Annotated in this window: 28 protein-coding genes and 1 pseudogene; 13 read left to right on the top strand and 16 right to left on the bottom strand. The window is 69.3% G+C overall.

All coding sequences use genetic code 11. The features are described from left to right. Position 1 precedes the first annotated feature (1 nt). A complete protein-coding gene (locus ACSMFO_RS23530; protein ID WP_436460525.1) occupies positions 2 to 532 on the top strand; it encodes a hypothetical protein in 531 nt (176 codons plus the stop codon). Here ACSMFO_RS23530 and ACSMFO_RS23525 read toward each other — a convergent pair. The 4 genes from ACSMFO_RS23525 to ACSMFO_RS23510 form a co-directional block, all read right to left on the bottom strand. After that, positions 508 to 1,326 (bottom strand): NAD(P)H-binding protein, encoded by an 819-nt coding sequence (locus tag ACSMFO_RS23525; protein ID WP_436460524.1) that lies wholly within the window; start codon positions 1,324 to 1,326, stop codon positions 508 to 510. The genes ACSMFO_RS23530 and ACSMFO_RS23525 overlap by 25 nt on opposite strands. A 29-nt stretch (positions 1,327 to 1,355) precedes the next feature. Further along, a complete protein-coding gene (locus ACSMFO_RS23520; RefSeq protein ID WP_436460523.1) occupies positions 1,356 to 2,522 on the bottom strand; it encodes an NAD(P)/FAD-dependent oxidoreductase in 1,167 nt (388 codons plus the stop codon). An 82-nt stretch (positions 2,523 to 2,604) separates the two neighbouring features. Continuing rightward, a complete protein-coding gene (locus ACSMFO_RS23515; protein ID WP_436460522.1) occupies positions 2,605 to 3,549 on the bottom strand; it encodes an RNA polymerase sigma-70 factor in 945 nt (314 codons plus the stop codon). Between the two features lie 22 nt (positions 3,550 to 3,571). Continuing rightward, positions 3,572 to 4,921, bottom strand: coding sequence for a carotenoid oxygenase family protein (locus ACSMFO_RS23510; RefSeq protein ID WP_436460521.1), 1,350 nt, complete (start codon positions 4,919 to 4,921; stop codon positions 3,572 to 3,574). Between the two features lie 88 nt (positions 4,922 to 5,009). Here ACSMFO_RS23510 and ACSMFO_RS23505 point away from each other — a divergent pair, with 88 nt between their 5' ends. Further along, on the top strand, positions 5,010 to 5,534 hold the full coding sequence (locus ACSMFO_RS23505; RefSeq protein ID WP_360125317.1) for a TetR/AcrR family transcriptional regulator: 525 nt from the start codon (positions 5,010 to 5,012) through the stop codon (positions 5,532 to 5,534). A gap of 1 nt (position 5,535) precedes the next feature. Here ACSMFO_RS23505 and ACSMFO_RS23500 read toward each other — a convergent pair whose 3' ends face one another. After that, the gene (locus ACSMFO_RS23500; RefSeq protein ID WP_436460520.1) at positions 5,536 to 6,666 is read right to left on the bottom strand and encodes an FAD-dependent oxidoreductase; all 1,131 of its coding nucleotides are present in this window, start codon (positions 6,664 to 6,666) and stop codon (positions 5,536 to 5,538) included. A gap of 116 nt (positions 6,667 to 6,782) precedes the next feature. On the opposite strand from ACSMFO_RS23500, the gene ACSMFO_RS23495 reads away from it, so the two are divergent. Further along, on the top strand, positions 6,783 to 7,220 hold the full coding sequence (locus ACSMFO_RS23495; protein WP_350578633.1) for a MarR family winged helix-turn-helix transcriptional regulator: 438 nt from the start codon (positions 6,783 to 6,785) through the stop codon (positions 7,218 to 7,220). 1 nt (position 7,221) lies between these two features. Here the strand turns inward: ACSMFO_RS23495 and ACSMFO_RS23490 are convergent, their stop codons facing one another. Continuing rightward, positions 7,222 to 7,656 (bottom strand): hypothetical protein, encoded by a 435-nt coding sequence (locus tag ACSMFO_RS23490; RefSeq protein ID WP_037341829.1) that lies wholly within the window; start codon positions 7,654 to 7,656, stop codon positions 7,222 to 7,224. Positions 7,657 to 7,784: 128 nt separating this feature from the next. On the opposite strand from ACSMFO_RS23490, the gene ACSMFO_RS23485 reads away from it, so the two are divergent. Genes ACSMFO_RS23485 through ACSMFO_RS23475 form a run of 3 tightly spaced genes read left to right on the top strand, consistent with a single transcriptional unit; the run spans position 7,785 to position 9,259 of the window. After that, positions 7,785 to 8,246, top strand: a complete 462-nt coding sequence (locus ACSMFO_RS23485; protein WP_436460519.1) for a nuclear transport factor 2 family protein — start codon at positions 7,785 to 7,787, stop codon at positions 8,244 to 8,246. Further along, on the top strand, positions 8,224 to 8,880 hold the full coding sequence (gene lexA / locus ACSMFO_RS23480) for a transcriptional repressor LexA (protein WP_240600460.1): 657 nt from the start codon (positions 8,224 to 8,226) through the stop codon (positions 8,878 to 8,880). The genes ACSMFO_RS23485 and lexA overlap by 23 nt, the downstream gene beginning before the upstream one ends. A gap of 37 nt (positions 8,881 to 8,917) precedes the next feature. Continuing rightward, entirely contained in the window at positions 8,918 to 9,259 is a 342-nt protein-coding gene (locus ACSMFO_RS23475) for a VOC family protein (protein WP_436460518.1), read from the top strand. Positions 9,260 to 9,261: 2 nt separating this feature from the next. On the opposite strand, the gene ACSMFO_RS23470 is transcribed toward ACSMFO_RS23475, so the two are convergent. After that, on the bottom strand, positions 9,262 to 9,609 hold the full coding sequence (locus ACSMFO_RS23470) for a DoxX family protein (RefSeq protein ID WP_436460517.1): 348 nt from the start codon (positions 9,607 to 9,609) through the stop codon (positions 9,262 to 9,264). 133 nt (positions 9,610 to 9,742) lie between these two features. Here ACSMFO_RS23470 and ACSMFO_RS23465 point away from each other — a divergent pair, with 133 nt between their 5' ends. From ACSMFO_RS23465 to ACSMFO_RS23450, 4 genes are read left to right on the top strand one after another with little or no spacing between them, the layout of a single operon-like run. Further along, positions 9,743 to 10,351 (top strand): TetR/AcrR family transcriptional regulator, encoded by a 609-nt coding sequence (locus ACSMFO_RS23465; protein ID WP_436460516.1) that lies wholly within the window; start codon positions 9,743 to 9,745, stop codon positions 10,349 to 10,351. A 1-nt stretch (position 10,352) separates the two neighbouring features. Beyond that, complete coding sequence (locus ACSMFO_RS23460) at positions 10,353 to 11,009, top strand: enoyl-CoA hydratase-related protein (protein ID WP_038509263.1); 657 nt, start codon at positions 10,353 to 10,355, stop codon at positions 11,007 to 11,009. 5 nt (positions 11,010 to 11,014) lie between these two features. Beyond that, positions 11,015 to 11,962 carry a sigma-70 family RNA polymerase sigma factor gene (locus ACSMFO_RS23455; protein WP_436460515.1) on the top strand — a complete coding sequence of 316 codons (948 nt, stop codon included), beginning with the start codon at positions 11,015 to 11,017 and terminating at the stop codon, positions 11,960 to 11,962. A gap of 2 nt (positions 11,963 to 11,964) precedes the next feature. Continuing rightward, positions 11,965 to 12,759, top strand: a complete 795-nt coding sequence (locus ACSMFO_RS23450) for an alpha/beta hydrolase (RefSeq protein ID WP_436460514.1) — start codon at positions 11,965 to 11,967, stop codon at positions 12,757 to 12,759. A 4-nt stretch (positions 12,760 to 12,763) separates the two neighbouring features. Here ACSMFO_RS23450 and ACSMFO_RS23445 read toward each other — a convergent pair. Together ACSMFO_RS23445 and ACSMFO_RS23440 are read right to left on the bottom strand one after the other, a co-directional pair. Beyond that, positions 12,764 to 13,685 (bottom strand): annotated as a pseudogene (locus ACSMFO_RS23445) (acyl-CoA desaturase). A 506-nt stretch (positions 13,686 to 14,191) separates the two neighbouring features. Next, the gene (locus tag ACSMFO_RS23440) at positions 14,192 to 14,980 is read right to left on the bottom strand and encodes a nitroreductase/quinone reductase family protein (protein ID WP_436460590.1); all 789 of its coding nucleotides are present in this window, start codon (positions 14,978 to 14,980) and stop codon (positions 14,192 to 14,194) included. 427 nt (positions 14,981 to 15,407) lie between these two features. Here ACSMFO_RS23440 and ACSMFO_RS23435 point away from each other — a divergent pair, with 427 nt between their 5' ends. Then, on the top strand, positions 15,408 to 16,664 hold the full coding sequence (locus tag ACSMFO_RS23435) for a DUF222 domain-containing protein (protein ID WP_436460513.1): 1,257 nt from the start codon (positions 15,408 to 15,410) through the stop codon (positions 16,662 to 16,664). An 88-nt stretch (positions 16,665 to 16,752) separates the two neighbouring features. On the opposite strand, the gene ACSMFO_RS23430 is transcribed toward ACSMFO_RS23435, so the two are convergent. Both ACSMFO_RS23430 and ACSMFO_RS23425 read right to left on the bottom strand, forming a co-directional pair. After that, complete coding sequence (locus tag ACSMFO_RS23430) at positions 16,753 to 17,217, bottom strand: GNAT family N-acetyltransferase (RefSeq protein ID WP_073848406.1); 465 nt, start codon at positions 17,215 to 17,217, stop codon at positions 16,753 to 16,755. Beyond that, complete coding sequence (locus tag ACSMFO_RS23425; RefSeq protein WP_436460512.1) at positions 17,214 to 18,101, bottom strand: aminoglycoside phosphotransferase family protein; 888 nt, start codon at positions 18,099 to 18,101, stop codon at positions 17,214 to 17,216. The genes ACSMFO_RS23430 and ACSMFO_RS23425 overlap by 4 nt, the downstream gene beginning before the upstream one ends. Before the next feature lie 28 nt (positions 18,102 to 18,129). Between ACSMFO_RS23425 and ACSMFO_RS23420 the strand changes: the two genes are divergently transcribed. Continuing rightward, positions 18,130 to 18,672, top strand: a complete 543-nt coding sequence (locus ACSMFO_RS23420) for a GNAT family N-acetyltransferase (protein ID WP_436460511.1) — start codon at positions 18,130 to 18,132, stop codon at positions 18,670 to 18,672. Here the strand turns inward: ACSMFO_RS23420 and ACSMFO_RS23415 are convergent. Both ACSMFO_RS23415 and ACSMFO_RS23410 read right to left on the bottom strand, forming a co-directional pair. Continuing rightward, entirely contained in the window at positions 18,643 to 19,068 is a 426-nt protein-coding gene (locus ACSMFO_RS23415; protein WP_436460510.1) for an acyl-CoA thioesterase, read from the bottom strand. The genes ACSMFO_RS23420 and ACSMFO_RS23415 overlap by 30 nt on opposite strands. Before the next feature lie 28 nt (positions 19,069 to 19,096). Further along, positions 19,097 to 19,873 carry a helix-turn-helix domain-containing protein gene (locus ACSMFO_RS23410; RefSeq protein ID WP_436460509.1) on the bottom strand — a complete coding sequence of 259 codons (777 nt, stop codon included), beginning with the start codon at positions 19,871 to 19,873 and terminating at the stop codon, positions 19,097 to 19,099. Positions 19,874 to 19,940: 67 nt separating this feature from the next. Between ACSMFO_RS23410 and ACSMFO_RS23405 the strand changes: the two genes are divergently transcribed. Continuing rightward, complete coding sequence (locus tag ACSMFO_RS23405) at positions 19,941 to 20,660, top strand: hypothetical protein (RefSeq protein ID WP_436460508.1); 720 nt, start codon at positions 19,941 to 19,943, stop codon at positions 20,658 to 20,660. Between the two features lie 5 nt (positions 20,661 to 20,665). On the opposite strand, the gene ACSMFO_RS23400 is transcribed toward ACSMFO_RS23405, so the two are convergent. From ACSMFO_RS23400 to ACSMFO_RS23390, 3 genes are read right to left on the bottom strand one after another with little or no spacing between them, the layout of a single operon-like run. Next, positions 20,666 to 21,040, bottom strand: a complete 375-nt coding sequence (locus ACSMFO_RS23400) for a DUF427 domain-containing protein (protein ID WP_038509252.1) — start codon at positions 21,038 to 21,040, stop codon at positions 20,666 to 20,668. A 38-nt stretch (positions 21,041 to 21,078) separates the two neighbouring features. After that, positions 21,079 to 21,843 carry an HAD family acid phosphatase gene (locus tag ACSMFO_RS23395; RefSeq protein ID WP_016336615.1) on the bottom strand — a complete coding sequence of 255 codons (765 nt, stop codon included), beginning with the start codon at positions 21,841 to 21,843 and terminating at the stop codon, positions 21,079 to 21,081. An 11-nt stretch (positions 21,844 to 21,854) separates the two neighbouring features. Further along, a complete protein-coding gene (locus ACSMFO_RS23390; protein ID WP_436460507.1) occupies positions 21,855 to 23,024 on the bottom strand; it encodes a THUMP-like domain-containing protein in 1,170 nt (389 codons plus the stop codon). Between the last annotated feature and the right edge of the window lies 1 nt (position 23,025).

Here is a 23,025-nt window from a genome sequence, read left to right as displayed (position 1 = left end):
CGTGTACTCACCGATTCCGGTCCTGAACGAGCTGAAGGACCTCTACGACTCGACCCGCGACTACCTCGCCGACGGTTTCGAGCTGTACGACTACGACGACAAGAGCAGCTTCCCCCAGGAGCTGGACGACTCCGCGTTCCTCTCGCGCTTGATCCCCTTCGCCCAGGCGAACGGGAGCGGCTCGACTTACGCCATCTGGCGAGCCGACGACGAGACGGACCTCGCTCTCGCGCCCATCGTCGTCTTCGGCGACGAGGGTGGCGAGCACGTCGTCGCCCGCGACTTCACGGATTTCCTGCGGCTGCTGGGTTTCGACGCGGAGATCATGGTCGACCACGATTCGGCCTACTACTACCGGGCGGAAGACGACGACCACAGCGGCTCGCACGAGCTGTTCGTCGAGTGGCTCCGGGGGCGGGGCCTGACGCCGTCCGAGGATCCGGACGCCGTCGTGGCCGCCGCCCGGGAAGCCCACGGTGATCGGTTCCGGGCGTGGATCACGCCGTTCTACGAGCGGATCGGCTGGGCCTGAAAGGCCGTCGCGTTGTCGCGCGCCCAGTCGGCGAAGGTGAGCGCGGGCCGTCCGAGGAGTTCTTCCACCGTGGTGGTCGTGGGCCCGGGGCGTTCGCAGTAGTCGGCCAGGGAACCGAGCAGGCGGTCGGGGACCTCCTCGGGTAGTCCCTGCGCGAGCATTCCCTGCCGTACCCGCTCGGGCGGAAGCTCCTGAAAGGACAGTGCCCGGCCGGCGGCGGCGCCGATGTGCCGCACCTTCTCGTGCTGGTCCACCGATCCCGGACCGGTCAGCGTGGACACCGACCCCGCCGGGAGGTCGCCGAGAAGGCCTCGCGCGGCGACCTCGGCGATGTCGGTTTCGTGGATCGGGGAGGTGGCGGCGCGGCCGTACGCGCCGCGCACCACGTCACCCGCTTGGAGCTGGGGCACCCAGGCCAGCGCGTTGGCGGCGAAATCCGCCAGGCGCAGGACCGTCCACTCCAGACCGGAGCGCGTGACGAGCTCTTCAGCTTTCTTGAACTGGGCGGCGAAACGCGCCTCCCCGGCCGGGTACTCGACGGTGGTGGCCGACAGCAGCACCACCCGCCGCACCCCTCGTCCGGCGGCCAGCTTCAGCAGCTCTTCGAGGCCGGGGCCGGTCGCCCGCGGGCTGATCTGGATCGCTTCGACCCCTTCCAGCGCCGGTTCGATCCAGGCGGGACTGAACAGGTCCCCGTCGCCGCGGGTGATCGCGGTGACGTCGATACCTTGGCGCAGCAGGACATTCTTCACCTGACGTCCCACGACGCCGTTCGCTCCGGTGATCAGGATCATGATCGTTCCTTTGTTCGGCGTGCGGATGGTCAGACGCCGGCGAGTTCTTCGGCCTGGAGGATGCGGCGGCGACGCACGGGACGCATCGACGTCGGGTGCGAGATGCTCCAGGCCGCGGCCTTGCAGATGATCTCCTTGAGCCGGGCGGCCGTTTTGCCGGTGAGCGCCGAGTCCTTGGGCCGGTCGTCCGGGGTCACCCACTGCACGACGGCGTCGCGGCGGCCCAGGCTGACGCACTGGCCGGTGTACCCGATCTTGTTCTCGGGGAGCGAGCCTCCGGTCAGGTCGGCGACGATGGCGTCGGCCGCGCGGTAGGCCGTGGGAACGCCCGAGGCGCAGGACATCCGCAGCGGCGTCCCGTTCGCGCCCGTCGCGAACGCGGCGTCACCGACGGCGTAGACGTCCGGATGCGAGACCGACCGCATCGTGTCGTCGACGACGATCTGTCCTGTCACGGAGACGTCCAATGTCGTCGCGGCGGCGATGGGATGGACGGCGAAACCGGCCGTCCAGACGGTCACCTGGGCGGGAATCTCGCGGCCGGCCGCGGTCGTCGCGCCGTCCGGCCCGACACGCGTGATGTCGGTGTCCTCGTACAAGGTGATGCCGAGCCTCTCGAAGGTCCCGCGCAGGTGGCGCCGCGCCTTCTCGCTCATCCAGTCGCCGAGACCGCCGCGGGCCGCGAGCGCGACTTCGAGATCCGGCCTGGCTTCCGCGATTTCCGTGACGGTTTCGATGCCGGTGAGGCCGCCGCCGACGACGAGCACGGTCCCGCCCGCGTCGAGGTCGGCGAACCGCGCCCGCAGCCGCAGCGCGGAACCCTTGCCGTCGATGTGGTGGGCGTGCTCGGCGACACCGGGGACACCGCTGTCCGCGGCGGCGCTGCCGAGGGCGTAGACGAGCGTGTCGTAGGCGATGTCCCCGTCGTCGAGGGCGACGGTCTTGCGTTCGGTGTCGACCGCGCTGACCCACGCCGTCCGCACCCGCACGCCCGTACCCGCGAAGACCTCGGTCAGCAGGCGGGGTTTCAGGTCCTGGCCGGTCGCGAGCTGGTGCATGCGGACCCGCTCGACGAACTCGGCGTCTGCGTTGACGAGGGTGATCTCGGTGTCGGCGGGGTGCAGCCGCTTGGCCAGCCGCCCGGCGGCGTTGGCCCCGGCGTATCCGGCTCCGAGAACGACGATTCGGTGCTTCATGGTCTCACTCCTGTCCGGTCGGTGTTCGCTGCCTGAACCGGGCAGCGACACGAAACCTGACAGCGGCGGACTGTGATCCGGGTCACCAGGGGACGGTGAGCGGCTCCCCGTGCCCGGAGATGCCCCACTGACCCGCCGCGCGGTCGAGCTTGGCGGGGTTCACCTGGGCGTGGACCGCGGCGATACCGTCGGCCGTGACCTCCAAGGAGACGACGCCGACGAGCTTGCCCTCCACCATCAGCGCCAGCGCGGGAACGCCGTTGGCGATGGTGGAGAACAGCTCGGGCTTGCCGCCGATCAACGACCACTTGGCGGCGCTCGGCTTGAAGAGGCCGCGCAGGAACCTCGCCACCCGGACCGCGCCGGTGATCGGCCGCGGCAGCGAGAAGAGCACGCCGCCGCCGTCGCCCACGCTGATCGCGTCGTCGGCCAGCAGCCGCACCAGCGCGTCGGTCCGGCCGCTGAGCGCCGCGGCGAGGAACTCCTCGACGATCTTGCGGGCCGCGGCCGTGTCGACTTCCACCCGCCGCCGGTCTGCGGCCAGATGCTGCTTGGCCCGCCGGTAGATCTGCTGGCAGTTCGACTCGGTGACGTCGAGGACCTCGGCGATCTCGGCGTGGGAGTACCCGAACGCCTCGCGCAGCACGTACACGACGCGTTCCTTGGCCGAGAGCCGTTCCATCAGCGTGAGCATCGCGATGGAGACCGATTCGCGCTGCTCGACGGTGTCGGACGGGCCGAGCATCCGGTCTCCCGCGATGACCGGCTCGGGAAGCCATTGGCCCACATAGGTTTCCCGCCGGGCCCGTGCCGACGTGAGCCGGTTGAGGCAGAGGTTGGTGAGCACCTTCGTCAGCCACGCCTCCGGCGTCTCGACGTACTCGCGATCGGCGGACTGCCAGCGCAGGAACGTGTCCTGCACCGCGTCCTCGGCGTCGCTCGCCGACCCCAGCAGGCGATACGCGATCGCCTCCAACCGGCCACGGGCCGCCTCGAACACCTCGACCTCGCGCGCACCGGTCAGCATCACCTCAGATTAGCCATCGGAGTCAGGCCGCGGGGATCCAGCTGCCGTGCAGTCCCAAGGGGACACGGGCGGGCAGGTGGACCCTCGCCAGGGGCTCGCCGGTGAAGTCCTGCGACGCCAGGATCACCAGATCCGCCGCACCACGGTCGCGGTCGTGGACGTAGACCAGGTTGTAGCCGTCGTCCTCCGCGGCCGCGCGGGCCGACGGGACGAACACGGTCTCGCCCGCGCTCGCGTCGCGGCCGAATTCGTGGGCTTCGGTGACGCCGGTCAGGAGGTCATGCTTGAGCAGGGCGCTGCTGAAACCCTCGTCGGGGCGGTCCGGTTCCGTGGCGCTCGGGGTGGCGTACAGCTCGGCCGCCGCCGAATAGCCGTAGCGGTAAGGCTTTCCGCCGAACCGGCCGTTGAGGCGCGGGAAGTCCTGCGGACGGTCGTGCAGCAGCGAGCGGGTGGCCCGGTCGGCCGCGAGATCCACCGTCCAGCGTTCGAGCACGGGCTTCGAGGCGCCGACGTCGGCGAAGTCGATCGGCCGGGGATGCACGACCACGTCCACCACCACGGTTCCGTTGTCCTCGAAGGCGTTCAAGGTGTGACCGACCATGACGGGCGCGGTCTCGAACCACCGCACCGTCCCGCCCGCCCTCGGCAGCAGCCCCAGCCGGGACGGCAGTTCCCGGTTCCAGCCGAACGGCACGCCCGTCGCCAGGCGCTCGGGCATGAAGACCATCGGGGACTCGTAGAACACCACGTAGTGCTCGGTGAGCGCGAAGTCGTGCATGTACGGCAACGTGGGCGCCTTGATGTCGGTGACGCTCCGGTTGCGCCCGTCGGGGCCGATCACGATGTGCTGCACGAAATCCGCGCCGTACCGGAAGGCCAGCGAGTGCAGTTCGCCGGTTGCGTGGTCGTACTTGCTGTGCGCGTTGGCGGAGAAACCCTGTTCCGTCGCACCGAGGGAGGCGGGCCCGACGGTGTCGAGTTCGTCGGTCAGCTCGTACGGCGCCAGACCTCCTTCGATGAGCGCGTAGAGGCGGCCGCCATGGCCCGCGACCTGCACGTTCGGCGCGAAGTCCAGGCGCTCGTCGGCGACCTGCCCGCGCCGCGGTTCCCCGAGCCGGTCGGCCACGGAGGCCGACCGGACCCAGCGGTTGCGGTACCACTCGGCGCGGCCGTCGCGCAGGCGAACGCCGTGGACCATGCCCTCCCCGAGGGTCCAGATATGCGCCGACGCGTCTTCGAGGCCGAGCGGGTTCGGGCCGATACGCAGGTAGCGGCCGTCGAGGTCGTCCGGGATCTTCCCGGTGACGGGCAGGTCGAAGGCGGTGATCTCTTCGGTGACCGGGGCGAAGTTGCCCAGGACGTAGCGATTCATCGTCGGTTCCTTACTGCGAGGCGTCTTGAACATTTGTATAATACATTTGTATAAGACGCTTGTCACAGCGGGGCGCTAGGATCGACGTATGGGACAACGAGAGGACCTCCTCGACGGAGCCAAGCGCTGCCTGATCGAACGCGGTTACGCGCACACCACCGCGCGGGACATCACCGCGGCCTCGGGAGCGAACCTCGGCTCCATCGGGTACCACTTCGGTTCCAAAGAGGCCCTCATGAACGAGGCCATGATCGAGCTGTCCACCGAAGTGGTCGAGCGCCTGCGCGAGCCGGAGGACGCTTCGCTCACCACCACTTGGCAGGGCCTTGTCGACTCCTTCGGCGAGCAGCGCGACCTGTGGACCGCCGTCCTGGAGAGCGCCACCCAGGCCATCCGCTTCCCGGAACTGCGCGAACGGCTCGCCGACGCCCAGGACGAAGCGCGCAAGGTCCTCGGCGAGCGGCTGTCCGCCACCGACGCCGAGGCGGCGGGTGCCGTCCAGTTCGCCCTCATCGCGGGCGTGATGATGCAGCACCTCGTCGCCCCCGACCGGGCCCCCAGCGCGGAAACGATCGTCCGCGGCCTGGAGGCCCTCGCCGGCGGCAAGGCCTGACTCAGCCCTTCCGCTCCTCGAACATGTTCAGCACCTGCTCGGGGATGTTCTCGCCGAAGATGCTTTCGAGCAGGAAGTCCTCCTCGATCGGCGTTTCGCAGCGCACGAACATGGCGTGTTCGTACTCGGCGAGAGCGGCCTCGACGTCGTCGGGACGCGCGGCGAGCGCCTTGCCGAGTTCGGCGCCGTCGAGCATCGCCAGGTTGGCGCCTTCCCCGTTCGCCAGCGCGAGATGCGCGGCGTCGCCGAGCAAGGTCACGCCGGGCACGCGCTCCCAGCGCAGCCCGAACGGCAAGGTGAAGGCGGGTCGGTGGATCGGTGCGATGTCGCTTTCGGTGATGAGCGCGGTCAGCTCCGGCGACCAGTCGCCGAACTCCGCCGCGATCCCCGCCTTGGCCGCATCGGCGTCGGAGAAGTCGATGGCGTCGAACCACTCCAACGGCTTGCCGAGCTCCACGTAGACGTGCAGGGTGTCGCCGCTTTCGCGGTGGGCGTTGATGCCGATGCCCTCCGTGGTCCCGGCCCCGAACATCGATCCGCCGCCGACCGTCTTCGCCACGGCGGCGTGCCGGGTGTCCGCGTCGTACAGGTAGGTCTCGATGATCGACGTGCCGGAGTACTCGGGAACGGCGCCGGTGAGCAGCGGCCGGATCCGCGACCAGGCCCCGTCGGCGCCGACCAGGAGACCCGCGACGACGGTGGAGCCGTCGTCGAAGGTCACCTCGTGGCGGCCGTCGCCGAGCGCCCGGGCGCCGACGACCTTGCGTCCCCAGTGGACGGTGCCTTCGGGGAGCGAGTCGAGCAGCATCCGCCGCAGATCCCCGCGCTGCGCCTCGGGGCGGCCGCCCGTGCCGTCGTCGCCCCGCTCGAACAGGACGGTCCCGTCCGTGTCGAGCACTCGCAGCGCCTGACGGCCCTCCAGGACGATGCCGCGGAACTCGTCCATCAGCCCGGCGGCTTCGAGCGCGAGCTGGCCGTTGTAGTCGTGGATGTCGAGCATCCCGCCCTGCAGGCGTGAGGTCGGGGACGCTTCGGCTTCGTAGACCTCGGACGGGATGCCGTGGACGTGCAGGACCCTGGCCAGGGTGAGCCCGCCGAGACCGGCGCCGATGATCGTGACAGGTGTGTTCATGGTGACCCCTCGGTCGCTTCTGGAATGACATTCCAGAGCGTGTCGGGGGCCGCTGTCAGACGCCGCACACGACACTGGCACCGGTCTGGCAGGCGCTGTTATGTCATGATGCTGACATGACGGTCGGACCACTGGACCAATCGGCGGGATACCTGCTGAAGCGGGCGGCGACGGCGCTCCGGACGGCGATGGACACCGCGTTGCGCCCCCTCGATCTGACCGTGCCGCAGTACTCCTGCCTCGAAGTGCTCTCGCAGCGCCCTGGGCTGTCCAACGCGGAACTGGCCAGGGCCGTGTTCGTCACCCGGCAGTCGATGAACCTGGTCCTGCGCGGTCTGCAGGACCGCGGCCTGGTCACCCGGCCGACGACCGCGCCGCAAGGCCGCGCCCTGCCCAGCACGCTCACTCCCGCCGGACGCGCGCAGCTCCGCGCCGCGAGCGGCCTCGTGCGCGAGGTCCAGGACCGCATGCTCGCCCCGTTTTCGGAGGCGGGCCGGGAACGGCTGGTGCACGACCTCGCCGTCTGCGCCGACGCGCTCACACCCGGGGAATGACTCAAGACCTCGTGCTCACCAACGTCTCCGGTTTGAACGCGTACACGTCGGAGCCCTGGACCAGCACGTGCCATTCGCCGCAGACCTTGTCGGTCCTGCCCTCCTGACCCTGCGGCCACCACTGCGCGGCGAGCGTGGCCGCCTGTGTCGCGGCCGCCCCCGGCACGCAGAGTGCGGGCAGCGTGCCGCCGGTGAATTTCAGGAGCCGCTCCGAACCCGTCGTCCGGATGACCTCCGTGACCGACGCCGCCCCGTCCGGAACCCAGTCCGGCAGCCGGGCGTCCTTGTCCCGCTTGCCCTCCGCGCCGGTCGCGTAGCCGACCGTCTTGACGTGTCCGTTCGCCTTTTCGGTCAGACCTTCCTTGAGCCCGCAACCGGACAGGGCGATGGTGGCCGTCGCGGCGGCGAGCACCGCCGCGGTGATCTTCGTGTTCATACGATCGAGTCAACCTCGCGGAAACGCCCACGGGATCGGACTTTCGGCCCGGCCGTGCCGCCATCCGGCCGATCTCGACGACGGATAACCGCCAGCGATCGGTCACGTCGCGCGACAGAGTGATCGTCGTGACAACGACAACAGACGCCCTGTCCGTACTCAAGGGCATGTACGCGGCTGAAGCCGAGTACTTCGCGGCGGGCGGCCCCGGCAAGGCGTCCTTCGCGTCGCTCGCCCCGTTCTTCTCCCCCGATGTGGTGCTGCACCAGGCGGACGGCCTGCCCTATGGCGGGATCTGGCGCGGCCACGAGGGCATGGAGCGGTTCTTCGTCGCCATGAGCGACACGTGGGACGTCTTCGACATGCTGGACCAGAGCTTCCTGAGCGAGACCGATCCGCTGGTGATCCTGACCCACGTGCACGTCCGGGCCAGGGCGACCGGCCGTGAGCTGGATTTCCCGATCCTGCAGACGATCACCGTCGCGGACGGGCGCATCACCGAGGTGCGGCCGTTCTACTGGGACACCGCGGCGATCGCGGCGGCCTGCACGAACTACCATTCCGCTGATGACCGCCTACCACGATCTTGAGCTGTTCGAGGAAGCCGCTTCCCTGCCGGAGCGGCAGCAGAAGATCCTGCTGACCATCCGCGAATGGGTGGTGGAGTACGGCTACTCGCCGAGCACGCGCGAGATCGGCGAAGCGGTCGGGCTGCGCTCGACGTCCTCGGTGTCGAAGCATCTGGCGGCGTTGGAGGAGAAGGGTTTCCTCCGCCGCAGCAGCTCCATCTCGCGCCCCATCGACGTGCGTGCCTTCCTGCACGGCACCGCGTCGAAGGAGTCCACAGAGGACTCCGTGCCGGTCCCCGTCGTCGGTGACATCGCCGCGGGCACGCCGATCTCCGCCGTCGAACACGTCGACGACGTGATGACCCTTCCGCGTGAACTCACCGGGCGGGGCAACGTCTTCGGCCTGCGGGTGCGCGGTGACTCGATGATCGACGCGGCCATCTGCGACGGCGACATCGTCGTGGTGAAACAGCAGCAGGAGGCGCACTCCGGCCAGATCGTCGCCGCGATGATCGACGAGGAGGCCACGGTCAAGGTGTACCGCCGCCGCGACGGCCACGTGTACCTCGAACCGCGCAACCCCGCCTACGACGTCATCGACGGCGACCGCGCGACCGTGCTCGGCGTCGTGGTTTCCGTGCTGCGCAGCGTCTGACGCGGTTTTGTCGGTGGGCCGGAGTAGCTTGCGGCCCATGTACGAAATCGACTTCGTCGAGTTCCCGTCGAGTTCGGCGGCGGGCTCGAGCGGGTTCTTCGAAAAGGCCTTCGGGTGGACGGCGACGGCGTACGGCCCGGCGTACACCGACGTCCAGAGCGGCGGCGCGGTCTCGTTCGGTTTCCAGCAGGACACCGCGCAGCAGACGGCCGCGCCGCTGGTGACGATCCGCACCGACGACCTCGCCCAGGCGAGGGCTTCCGTCGAGGCCGCGGGCGGAATCGTCACGGTCGAGCCGTTCTCGTTCCCCGGCGGGCGCCGGTTCCACTTCCGCGAGCCCGGCGGCGCCGAACTCGCGGTGTGGTCCCCGGACTCCTGACATCAGGCCGCGAAACCCAGCACGAGTGAAGCGGCGACAGGCGCCATGTACATCAGCGGGAACGCGACGTGCGACGGCCAGTGCGCGCGGAGCACGGTGATCACGGCACCGGTGAAGTAGAGCACCAGGCCGATCCCGGCCGCGACGCCGAGCGCGGACACCCACAGGCCGGCGATCAGGCCGAGCGCGCCCGCCGCTTTGGCGACCCCGAGCGGAGTCCACCAGGCGCGGGGAACGCCGTAGTCGGCCAGCGGCCGCACGACCCACTTGGCGCGAAGGAAGATCGAGGCGGCCGAGAACGCGGCCATGAACGCTCCGACGACGGTGACGATGACATGAGCGGTGGTCATTTCGGTCTCTCCTTGGCTTCTCGGTGGTTCGCGGGGTTGACCCCGGCCACCGGGCCGGTGTGACAGCACGCCGGGTGAAGCGCGTCACAGGGGTTTCGTCGTTTTAGAGCAAGCGCTCTGTTATCCTCGCCGCATGCCCCGGCCCCGCGTGCACGACCTGGACCGGCTGCTCGACGCGGCCGAGCGCCTCGTCGTCGAAGTCGGCGCCCGGGGTGTCACCGTCCGGTCCCTCGCGGCCGCCGCGGGCGTGTCCAACGGGACGATCTACCACGCTTTCGGCTCGCTCGGCGCACTGTTGGCCCGTGTCTGGCTCCGCGCGGCGGGCGCCTTTCTCGACCTCCAGACGGAGCTGGCCGATCAAGCGGAAGACCCGGCCGCGGCGGTCGCGGCCGTGGCGGACGCGCCGGCGGAATTCGCCGACCGCCGTCCGGAGGCGGCTCGCCTGCTCATCACCGTCAAAAAGGAGCATCTGCTCGGCCCGCAGATCCCCGACGACCTCGCCGGCGATCTCCTCGCGCTCGACAAACGCCTGGTCAGGCTCCTCGTCACGCTCGCCGAACGGCTCTGGAGCAGGCGGGACGCGCAGGCGGTCGAAGTTCTGACGACCTGCGTCGTCGACCTGCCGACGGCCCTGTTCCGCCGCGCGTTCACCGCGGGCGAGCCGATCTCCGAAGACTCCCGGGCCCGGCTGTCCGCCGCGGTCCACGCCATACTCCTGCTCCCACCCCCACGGAAGGACTGACATGCCCACTCTGCGCCACGACGCCCCGGTGTTCCTGCTGGACCTCGGGGACGACGAGAACCGCTTCTCGCCGTCCTGGCTGGAAACCGTGCATTCCCAGCTGGACACCGTCGTCGCCTATCCGGATCCAGCGGTGCTGGTCACCGTCGGCTCCGGGAAGTTCTACTCCAACGGCCTCGACCTCGACTGGCTCACCAGCAACCCCGCCAAGGCCGCGCAGTACGTCGCCGACGTGCACGAACTGCTGGCCCGCGTGCTCACCCTCGGCGTGCACACGGTCGCCGCGATCAACGGGCACGCCTTCGGCGCCGGGGCGATGCTGGCGATGGCGCACGACTTCCGGGTGATGCGGGCCGACCGCGGGTTCTTCTGCTTCCCCGAAGCGGACATCAACATCCCGTTCACGCCGGGGATGGCGGCGTTGATCCAGGGCAAGCTCACCCCCGCCGCCGCGATCGCGTCGATGACCACCGGACGGCGGTTCGGCGGCACCGACGCGCGCGACCTCGGGCTCGTGGACGCCGTCGCCGAGAAGCCCGCGCTGCTGGAGTACGCGGCCGATCTCGTGCGCCCGCTGGCCGGGAAGGACCGCGGCACGCTGTCCGCGATCAAGACGACGATGTTCACCCCCGCCGTCACCGCGCTTCGCGCCAAGTAGCCGTCGTGCGCACCGACGACGTGGAGTTCGATCGGCTCGTCGAGCCGCTGCGGCGCGAGTTGCATGCCCACTGCTATCGCCTGCTGGGCTCGGCCCACGACGCCGACGACGCCCTGCAGGACGCGCTTCTGCGGGCCTGGCGGGGGATGGAGCGGTTCGAGGGCCGGAGCTCGATGCGCACCTGGCTCTACACCATCGCCACCCGCACCTGCCTCGACATCGCGGCGGCGCGCGGGAAACGCGCGCTGCCGATGGACCTCGGCCCGTCGAGCGAGCGGGTCGTGCTCGAACACGCCCCGCTGACCGAAATGGCGTGGCTCGGCCCGTACCCCGACGGCCCGGAGACCCGGTACGAGCGGCGCGAGGCCATCGAGCTGGCGTTCGTCGCCGCGTTGCAACACCTGCCGGGCAACCAGCGGGCCGCACTGGTGCTCTTCGACGTCCTCGGTTTCCCGGCCGCCGAAATCGCGTCCATAATGGACACTTCGGTGGCGGCGGTGAACAGCGCGTTGCAACGCGCGCGGGCGATCGTGGCGGAGAAGGTCCCGCCGCCCGGCGAGCAGCGGAAACTGGACGACACCCGGACGCGCGAGATCGCCGCGGGCTTCGCCTCCGCGCTGGAGCGTGGTGACGCCGACGCGCTCGTGGCGCTGCTGACGGAGGACGTCACCTGGTCCATGCCGCCGCTCGCGCAGTGGTACAGCGGCATCGAGGCGGTCTCCGGCTTCGCCGCCGAGGTCCCGCTCGGCCGGTGCCCGAGCTGGCGCACCGAGATCGTCACCGCCAACGGGCAGCCCGCCGTCGCCTGCTACCTCGGCGAGTCGGCGGACGCCGTCCACACCCCCTGGTCGATCACCGTGCTGTCCCTTCGTGACGATCGGATCCGCGACCTCACCTCGTTCCTCGACGCGGACCTGTTCGCACGGTTCGGCCTGCCCCCGACGAAGCCTTGAGCGTGCGCAAGAAGGTGTTGATCGCGCTGGCGATGGCCGTCACCCTCGTCGGTGTGGTCTTCGGTGGCGCGTTCGCCTTCCAGCGCAAGCTGATCTACCTGCCCGAGGCGGGTCCGGTTCCCGGTGCGGCCACGGTCTTGCCCGGCGGCAGGGACGTCACGATCACCACCTCGGACGGACTGGGCCTCGCGAGCTGGTACTTCCCGGTCGCCGGCGCGAAAGCGACCGTCCTGGTCGCGCCGGGCAACGCCGGGAACCGGTCGTTCCGCGCGCCGCTGGCCCGCGCGCTGACCGCGCGCGGGCTCTCGGTGCTGCTCCTGGACTATCGCGGATACGGGGGCAATCCCGGCGAGCCGTCCGAGGACGGGCTCGCGCTCGACGTCCGCGCCGCACAGGATTTCCTGACGCGCGAGGCCGGAACGCCCATGATCTATTTCGGCGAGAGCCTCGGCTCGGCGGTCGTCACCGAATTGGCCACCGAACGTCCGCCGTCCGCGCTCGTGTTGCGTTCGCCGTTCGTCGACCTCGCGTCGGTCGGACAACGGCACTACCCGTTCCTGCCGGTCCGCCGGCTGCTGCGGGACGAGTTCCCGACGAAGGACGCCGTCGCCCGGGTGAAGGCGCCGGTGACCGTCGTGTTCGGCGCCGAGGACTCGATCGTCCCCGCCGAGCAGAGCCGTGAGGTGGCACGGGCCGCCGGTGCCAGGACGATCGAAGTCCCCGGCGCGGATCACAACGACCCGGTGTTCTCCGACGGGCCGGAGCTGATCGACGCCATCGCGGGCGCGATCCGCTGACGGCTCAGGCCCGCTGCGTACGACGGCGCAGCGACAACGAGTGGCCGGGATTGAGTTTGCGACCGAGGCGGTCGGCCTTCGGCCACCGGACGTCCGTCGCCCAGCCCGCTTTCTCGAACAGCCAGATCAGCCGTGCGGAGATGTCGAGCTGGCCGCGGCGGACGCCGTGCCGGGCGCCGGTCGGGTCGGCATGGTGCGAGTTGTGCCCGGACTCGCCCATCGAGGCGATGGCGAGCGGCCAGAAGTTCGCGGACTTGTCGCGGGCGGCGAACGGGCGGTCGCCGATCAGATGGCACAGCGAGTTCACCGACCAGGTGACGTGGTGCAGCAGCGCCACCCGGACGAGGCTCGCCCAGAAGAACGCGGTGACCGCGCCCCACCAGGACAAGGTGATCACGCCGCCGAGGACGGCCGGCGCGAGCAACGTCACGACGGTCAGCAGTGGGAACAAGCGATCGATCCGGGCGATGTCACGGTCAGTGAGCAGATCCGGGGCGAACCGCCGCGCGTTGGTCTTCTCACGGTCGAACAGCCAGCCCATATGGGCGTGCCAGAAGCCGCGGGCCAGCGCGGCCGGGGTGGTGCCGAACCGCCATGGGGAATGCGGGTCACCCTCGCGATCGGCGAAGGCGTGATGCCGCCGGTGGTCGGCCACCCAGCCGATGACCGGGCCCTGCATGGCCATGCTGCCCGCGACCGCGAGGGCGATCCGCAGGCCGCGGTTGGCCTAGAACGCACCGTGGTGAAGTAACGGTGGAATCCGATGGTCACGCCGAGGCCGGTGAGGAAGTAGAACCCGGCGGCGAGGCCGAGGTCCACCCAGCCGAGGCCCCAGCCCCACGCGAAGGGGACGGAGGCCGCCAGTGCCACCACCGCGAACAGCTTGACGAGAAGGTTTTCGGTGCGGGACTGCTCTCCCCCGACAGGAGGGGTTGCGGCGACTACCGCTCGTCACTGTCCGGGGGTCTGAGAACTGAGGTCATGTCGCCGTTTCTTGTCGATGGCCGTGGCATGTGCCGGCTGCTGGAGCCTGAGGCACGTCGCTGCGCACGAAAGGCATGTCCGCGACGAATTCTGCGCGAGCGTGCTGGGACAACACGACACCCAAAACGTTGGACTGGTCAGCTCAACGAACGACGTCGGCCGATGGCTCCGGTGCGGGATAAGAAGGTTCGCGAAAAAGATCCATGTATCGCTCACCCTGGGGGGTGGTCGGCTCGTGGGGCTCGTCCTGAGCTGCGAGCGGGTGGCTGAACAGCGCACTGTCCGTGCTGTGAGTTTTGACGGTGAAACCTTTCGAGGGGGACCGCTGTTTCGCGGTCTTCGGCGAGGCCGGGGACGATTTCCGCCCGCCTCGCGGCGTCACGCCGAGGGCGTCGCCACCTCTCACGGTACACGCCCCGGGGCCGAAACCCCAGGGCGTCCACCCTGATCAGCCGGTCACTGTCACATTGAGCGCGGCCACGACGCTCCGCTCTTCGTAGGCGAAATGCGCTTCGAGCTTCCCCGCGAGGGCGTCGAACTCGTCACGCAAGCGTGCCGGATCACTCTCGCCGTGCACGTAGCCCTCCACGAGGTCACGGATCCGCTTCTGCGTCGCCGCGACGACGACGTGGTCTTCCCCCAGCTTCGTCAACGTCGGCGCGAGCGCGGGAAACCGTTGCGCCAGCAGGGGAAACGCGCCCATGTCCTCGCCGGTGTGATGTTTGGTCAGCGCCTCGCAGAACGAAACACAGTGCGCCTTCAGGGATTTCTCCATGACGAGCGCATCGGCGCGGCCGGCCACGATGTCTTCCACCCCGGCGCGTAACGTCCTGAGCTCCTCCCGCAGCCACCCATGGACTTCCACCAGGAAGTCGCCCATCCCTCGCACCCGGCCGTCGATCCGATGCAGGATCACGACAGGCAGCTCGCGTGTCGTTTTCGCCTGGTACTCGGCGAATCCCGGCTCCTCGGCGGCAATCTTCGCGAACAGCGCGTCACGCTCCGCGGCGGGCGGAATGGACGCGATGGCCTCGTAAGTCTCGGTCTCCGTCTCGATCGTGACCCGATGGTCACGCCGGATGTTGTGGTACCAGCCCGGATGCGCCGGCGCCCCCATGTTCGAAGCGACGACGAGGGTCTTGCCGTCGATTTCGAGATACCCCAACGGATTCGTCCGCCGCTTACCGGTCTTGGCGCCGGTGGTGGTGAGCAGGATCAGCTTCCAGCCCTCGAGCATGCCTCCCTTGCCCTGCCTGAATTCTTCGGCCACTTGATCATTGAAGGTCACTGCGTTCCTTTCCCATCGCCGTGTCGACAGGAGGGCGCGGAACCGTCACCGGAGGAGCACACATACGCCCGGTTTTCGGGCGCACCACATGGAGGCGTCATCCCACGACGCGGGGATGAGTGAAAGGAGAGACGGTGTGTGCCGGTCTCTGGTGGCCGAGTAGCCGCTACCTCCATGCGTAGGCCCATACGGGGCTCGGCGACGACGTTAGCACGGGCCCCAGCCGACGCGCACCCACCTTGCTCTCCCCTGCCGCATTTAGTCGACTAAATGCGGCCACTCACACCCTCCGCATTACCTTCAGGCGCCCTACACCTTTCGATATAGTCTGAATACGCTATAGCACAGGTGTTCGAATCGGCGTAACGTTGATCTTGTGTCCAGCGACGATGCAGCCCCCAAGACGACCACCGAGTGGTGGCGCGTCGACACGGCGACGCTGCACGCGCGTAAACAAGAACTCGAAGTTCTTAAGCGCCAGATGGATGCCGAACAGAACGCGATCCTCGCCGAAATCAACTCCCGCGGGATCCGTGGCTGCAGCGGCCATTCGACGCTGGCGGGGCTGATACTCGAAGATTTCCTGGTGTCGGAGAAGGAAGCCGCCGCCCGCGCCGACCGAGTGCTGGCTCTACATGCAGGTCCGGCGATCGGTGGCGACCCCGAGCCGCCGCTGGCTCCGCTGACGGCCGAGGCTGCCGCGGAGGGCACGATCGGTGGTGGCCAGATCGACGCCATCATCAAGACCCTCGCCCGCATCCCGTCGAGTGTCCCCGAAGCGGACGTGCGGGCCGGGGAAAAGATCCTCGTCGAACTAGCCAGACATGCGGGACCACGCCAAATCGCCCGCGCCGGACGCCGCCTACTTGACGAACTCGACCCCGACGGCAAAGAACCCCGCAACGACGACCCCAAAGACACCCGACCGGAACTACGGTTCATCAAACACCGCGACGGCACCCTCGGTTTGAAAGCCAGGCTCGATCTGGAAACCTACGCCCGCCTCAAATCCGACCTCGACCCCATGGCCAAACCCCACAAAGCCATCGACGGAATCCGGGATCCCCGCACTCAGGACGAACGCTACGGCGACGCCTTCACCGACTACGTCCGCCTGAAGACCACCAGCCGGAACCTCCCCGGCCAAGCAGGCGAAGCCACCCACATCCTCATCACCATGTCCTACGACGACCTCATCCGCGACATCGGCGAAGCCCACCTCGACCTCGTCGGACCGATCAGCGCCACCGACGCCCGCATCCTCGCCTGCGACGCCCGCGTCAGACCCGGCGTCCTCGGCACCGCAGGCGAACCCCTCGACATCGGCCGCTCCAAACGCACCGTCTCCCTAGCCCAGAAATACGCCCTCACCCTCCGAGACGGAGGCTGCGCCTTCCCCGGATGCGACATGCCCGTACCCCGCTGCACGGCTCATCACATCGTTTTCTGGCGACACCACGGCGAAACCAAAATCGACAACCTCGTACTCCTCTGCACCAAACACCACCGACTCATCCACCGCAGCGAATGGAAAGTCCAGATCGCCCAAGACGGACTCCCCGAATTCACACCGCCCGCCTACCTTGACCCGACCGGAACGCCAAGGAGGAACACCATGCACCTCAGGACATAGGCCGGACCGTGAAGCTTCCGAGACCGAACAGCCGGCCACCTTGAGAACTCACGGCCGGGGTTCGTCCCTGCCCACCGATCAGGCACTCCTAATCCAACGCCAGCTCTCCGACGACCTGGTCTCCGCTCATCTCTCCCGTCAACCGGAAGCCGAGCCTGAGGTAGAAGCGCTCGGGACCGTCCTCGCCGGAGTGCCAGGTGGCGGTGAGGCGGTTTCCGCCCCGGCGGCGGATCTCGGCGGCCACGGCCTCGACCGCGAAACGGCCGTAGCCCCGGCCCTGCTCGCCCGCCGCGATGTTGAGGCGCCACAGACCGGAGCGGATGTCGGTGCCCGTGCCGTCGCCCGCGAAGTCGATGTCCAGGAAGGCCATGAGGAACCCCACCAGCCGGTCGCCGTCGAAAATGAGGCGTGGCCAAGCGATGCCGGGATACACGAATGCCTCGGCAAGAGACTTCACGACCGGCGCGACCAGATGCTCTTGCGCCGGGTGGACCTTCAGATCGATCGCGGCGTCGAAGTCGGCGGCCGTCACCTCGGCCAGTCGGGGAGTCACGCCCACCCCACCTCCTCCAGCACAGCCCGGATCACGTGCCGCGCGTTGCCCGCCATGGCCTCGTTGGTCGTGCGGTAGTACGGCAGTGCGATCAGCGCCTGCGAAAGTGTCCGGCCGCGGCCGCGGCTCCAGGTCGCGTCGTCCACGCCCACTGCATCCCGGAACACGCCTCTCGCGTCGGCGGGCAACAGGTTCCACGCCGGAAACAGGTCGCAGGCCGGATCGCCCACACCCAGGCAACCGAAGTCGATCACCGCGGAAAGGCGGCCACCATCCACCAGCAGATTGCCCGGCATCAGATCGGCGTGCAGCCACACCGCCGGCTCCTCCCACGCGGGGATCCGCAAAGCCTCCTCCCAGAGCGCGAGGACGGCGTCGCAGTCGACGTTCTCTTCCGGAATCGTGCGAAGGCTTTCGATCGCCGACCGGGTCTCCGCGTCCAACGTCGCGAGCGGTCCGCCGCGGTGTGCGAGGGAAGGCGCGGGTACCGGTGGGACACGGCGCATCGCCAGCACGAACTCCGCCAGGTCTTCGGCCAGCGGCACGGGCGAGCGGAGTGCTTCCGGCCGCGGGTTCTCACCCGGCAGCCAGCGGTACACCGACCATGGCCACGGGTATCCGTCGGCGGGTACCCCTGCCCCGAGCACTTCCGGGATCGGCGTGGGCAGCTTCGGTGCGAGCCGGGGCAGCCACTTCTGTTCCAACGCGACGTCCTTCGCGCCGCTCTTGGTCAGGGGCAACCGCACGACCAGGTCGTCGCCCAGCCGGAACATGGCGTTGACCGTGCCACCGGAGGGCCATCGTTCGATCGCCCGCCCGGCCCACCCGGGGAACTGTGCCGCGATCAGCTTCCGTACGAGGTTCTCGTCGACCACGACGGACATCCAACCACCGCCGGGGCATCATCGAGGCATGCCGATCCTCGCCGGTCCCGAGCCGCTCGCCCCAGAGGCCACCATCCGCCCGGCTCGGGCGGGCGAGGAGGACGTCGTACTCGACCTTCTCGCCGAAGCTGCGGCCTGGCTGGCCACGCGCGGGATTCACCAATGGCCGCAACGCTTTCCCGTGGATTCGGTGCGGCACCAGATCCAGGCGGGCGAGGCGCTGCTGATCGTCGGTCACGGCGGGCCGGTCGCGACCTGTGCGGTGGCCGAGGCGGATCCCGGGCTCTGGGGCGAAACCACGGAACCGGCCTACTATCTGGGCCGCCTCGCGGTGGCGCGGGAAGCGGCCGGGCTCGGGATCCGGATCGTCGATTGGGTCGGCGAGAAGGCCGCGGCTCACCACAAGACCTTTGTCCGCGTGGCGACCGCGAGGGACAACCCGGCCTTGCGCGGGTACTACGAGCGCGCGGGATTCGAGCACGTCGCGGACCCGCCTGAAGCGAAATGGCCCACCAGCCTCTACGAAAAGCGGGTGACCGAGTCACGGCAAGCCCAGAACCTCCGGCCGTGAAGCGTATTTCCGCCAATGCCGTCCCGGCTCCGGGACCAGGCGCCGCGACTCGAGATCCAGCAGTCCGGAGACACTTTCGACCTCGGCCACGACGGCACCGTCCGGCGCCACGAACTCCTGGACGACCCGGGACACCTTGCCCGGCTTCCAGACGAACCGGGTCAGGACGTCGATCCGCGCGCGGGCGCGGAGCTCGCGGCGGAACCGGATCGTCGTTTCGAGGTTGACCGGGCCGAGATTCCCCGCCTTCAAAGCCAGCGGGTCCACCCCGGCCGCCCACACGCATTCCCAGCGCGCGTGATCGGCGTACGCGAGGTAGGCGGGGCCGCGGACGTGGCCGTTGAGGTCGAGATCGTCCGTACGGATGTCGATGGTGACGCGGAAAGGTTCGAGCACTTCCCGATCTTCGCCTCGGCGGGCAGCCTCAGTCTGGAACGTTTCGGCCAGTCCAGGACCGCACGAGCGCGCCGGGCGAAGCGCCTGACAGGCGGCGGCATTCCCGCCCGAGATGCGACTGATCCGCGTAGCCCACATCGGCGGCGACGTCGGCGAGCAACGCCTGGTCGCGCGCCACGGCCTCCACCCGCTTCAGGAACCCGTGGAAGCGCAGCACCCGCTGCAACTCCTTGGGGCCGACGCCGACGTCGTGCCGGACATGCCGCCGGAGACCGCGCTCGCTCACACCCAGCCGAGCCGCTACCCGATCAGTGCGGGCGCCGGGCGCGCTCAACGCGCGAGCGGCCGCGATCGACAGCCCGTCCACCTCGACGTCCCGGAGCCTCTCGGCGACCAACGCTTCCAACACCGACCGCGCCTCGCCGGGCGTCCCGCATCCGGCCAGCTCGGACTCCGCACGACGCGCCCCGGCGGCCCACAGGTCACGCAACGGGGTGGCGCCCGCGGAAAGGTCCGTCATCGGCAGGCCCAGCACCGCACCGCCGACGCCGCACCGCAGGCGGAGCCCGACGGTCCACACCGCCGACGGCAGCTCGTGCCGCAGCACCCCGCGCACCGTGGTGACCGCGGCCAGCACCGTCCCGTCCCAGACGAGATCGACACAGCCGTCCGGGAACACCCTCAGCGGACGACGGCAGCCCACCAAACCCGTCCAGACGCTCTCGACGACGCCGGCCACCGCCGCGACCGGCCTGCTTTCGCGGTACACCGAACGACCTGACCGTCGACGCAGCGGAACACCCACGTCCGGCAGTATGCCCCCGGCCACCGACAAGATGCGCTTCACTTGATCTTGCTGAAGACTTGCCGTCGTGCTGCTGCCGGTGCTCGACCCGTCCCCCGCCGAGTGGATCTCCCCCAGGCTCGGTGGGGCGTTCGGCGCGGCGGGCCGCACGGTTCCGCGTGGCTACGCCGCGTACGCGCGTGTCTGCCATCCCGCCGAGCGTGATCGCGGCGGCTGGGCGAGCTGGCGCGAAGCCGCGGCCGAGACGGGGCGCCGGGCCCATGCCGCCATGCAGTGGCACGCGCTCGTCGGCTCCCCGGATCCGGTGAATCTCACCGGTTCGCTCTGGCGGGGCTCCCCGCCAGAGCGGGGCAGTCTGCCGTCGCACAGCCTCACCGCGCTGCTGGCCGTGCTCGGCCGGCACACGAGCACACCGAACGGCTGGTTCTGCCTTTGGGAGGGCTACGGCTGGGCCGACGAGGCGACGCTGTCCCGCGAACACCTCGCCGCGCCTCGCCTGCGCCATCCCGGCCGGGACTACCTGCTGTTCCACGGGCCACTGACGGCCGCGACCGAACTCGGCTGGCGGCCCCGGCCGAACTGGTTCGAGGCGCAGTCGCCCAACCTGTTCTGGCCGGACGACCGCGCGTGGTGCGTCGCCACCGAGGTCGACTTCGATTCGACCCTCGTCGCGGGTGACGAGGCCCTGATCGACGCGCTACTCGACGCGCCGGGCCTGGAGGCCTGGCGCATCGAGTCCGACACCTCGCTCGCGGCCGACGGGGACCGGATCAACCAGCTCCCGTGAGGGGTTCAGCGCTCTTCGATCGAGTCGACCTTCGTCGGGTAGAACGCCACGTGGTCCTTGATCTCGGCGACCGCGTCGTGCGGCGCCTCGTAGGTCCAGACGGCGTTCTCGGCGAGGCCGTCGCCGGTGCGGATGCTGTAGTACGACGCGTCGCCCTTGAACGGGCAGTACGTCGAGTGGTCCGTCCGCTCCAGCAGGTCGAAGTCGACGTCGGCACGCGGGATGTACTGCGCGGGCGGGTAGTTCGCCTCCCGCAGGGTGAGCGCGTTCGCGCTGTCCGCCACGACCTTGCCGCCGATCGTGACGACCACTCGCGCCTCGTTCGGCGCCACCGTGATCGGGTGGTCCGCGCTGGGCTTCAACACCTTTTTGTCAGACATACCGGGCACAGCGACGCCGAACACGCGGATATTCCTCCTCAGGGCAGGTAGTACATCGGATTCGGCAGCTTGACCGGGAATTCGGCGTATCCGCCTTCGAGGTCGCTGAACTGGTCGCCGAAGTTGGCCAGGATGGTCGCCCCGGTCGAGGCGATGTGCTTCCGCGTACCCGCCTTGTACTGGACGGTGGTGCAGGTCAGCCCGCACGGCAGGTAGTCCGGCGCGGTGGTCTTCGGCTTGAAGAACGCCCCCGCCGGCGCCGGGTAGCCCTCGTTCGCGAGGTTCTTGAGCGACTGCGGGCCCTGGAACTCGTTGCGCCCGGTCAGGAAGTAGATCTTCACGCCGCGCTGCGCGGCCCAGTTCGCCAGCTCCAGCACCGGCTTGTTCGCGACGAACGTGCCCTTGTCGATCGCTTCCTGCTGCTTCTTCGGGTCGAAGCCGAAGTCGTTGTCCGCTTCCCAGCCGTAGGTGACCTCGGCGGTGTCGTCGACGTCGAACACGACGGCGGGGTTCTTCACGCCGCGGTCCAGCCGCCGCGAGAGATAGCGCTTGGCGTCCTCGACTTGGCGCTTCGTGTCGGAGACGAACCGGCTGCCCTCGGAATACCCGTGCTTGCCGTCGCTGCCGACGACATCGCCGTAGTAGGCCTTCACGTCGAGTTTGACCTGGCCGATGTTCGCGGGCTCGTGACCGCGCCGCCAGGTGGCGTCGTCGGTGTTCGCGACGGCGGTGGCGCCGCCCGCGAGGACGGCTCCGGCGGCCGCTGCGGCGGCCAGTTTCAGCAGACCGGTGAACCGGCTCATGGAAATGCTCCTCACGTCAGCTGTGCGCGGCAAAGGAACGCTACTCCAGAACGACCGATTCTGGTCAGAACCAAAGTAGCTTCTTCACCTCCGCGAGGTTTCAGCTTGCGCCGCAAGGCATCCGGGTCTATGTCGAGACCGCGGACGAGGATTTCCAATCGACCGATATCGTGTTTTTTCAGCAGTACACGAAGATTCTTCTCGCTGTACGGTCCGTGCTCGAACACCCGGAACGCCCGGATTCCCGGCGGCGGAGTGTCGCCGGTCAGGTACGCGATGCGTTCGTCGAGCTGCCACAAACCGTGCCGTGCCGCGTAATGCCGCACGAGTCCGGCACGGACGACGGCGCCGTCGGGGTCGACGATCCATTCACCCGGCTCGCGCACGGGGATCTCGTCGGGATCGGCGTCGGTGACCGTCCACTGTGCACCGTCCGAACGCAACACCGTCGCGCGGCGCGACACCGTCGAATCCACGCCGCGCCACAGGCACGCCTCGCGGACCTGACCGTCCAGGGAGACCAGTTCGACCTCGTCCGCCCAGGGCGCGATGGAGAAATCGAGCCCCGGCGCGCATTTCACCGAGAGTTCGCGGCCTCGATACGCCTCGACCAGGCCGTCCAGCGGCGGCAGGAAGTCGGCGGGCTTCCACGCCCGGCGCCCGGCGGAGTCGCGGCGAGCCGGGTCGGCGACGACGACCGAAGACCGGCTGACCGGCCGCAGCGCGTCGGCCCTGAGCAACGCGGGCGAAACCCCGGCCTCGGCGGCGTTGTGCCGCGCCATCGCCAGCCGGACCTCGTCCAGATCCGAACCCAGCGCCTTCGCGGCGACGCGGGCGATCTCGACCAGGTCCGCGCCGACCGAGCACGTCACGTCATGGACGTCACGGCCGGTGAGCCGTGCGGCCCGGTGCCGGGCGACCAGGGTGGCGCTGGCCTGTTGAAGGGCGTCGCCGGTGAACAGCCACGAACGCGCGGAGTCCAGTTTGGCCGACGACTTCCGCCGCAGCACCACGGTTTCCAGCACCGCGGCCGCGTGGTCCGGGGCGATCCGGCGTACGGCGGCGACGTCGGCGATGCGGGTCTTGTCGGTCAGCGGCAGGGACGAGCATGCGGCGAGCGCCGCGCTTCCCGCGCCGGAGCGCAGGAAGGCGACGTCGTCGAGCGTGAAGTGGTACGGCAAC

This window comes from Amycolatopsis sp. w19 (assembly GCF_051373225.1).
Lineage (GTDB): Bacteria > Actinomycetota > Actinomycetes > Mycobacteriales > Pseudonocardiaceae > Amycolatopsis > Amycolatopsis japonica.
Note: the sequence above shows the minus strand (reverse complement) of the source record. Positions and strands in the feature narration are given on the sequence as shown.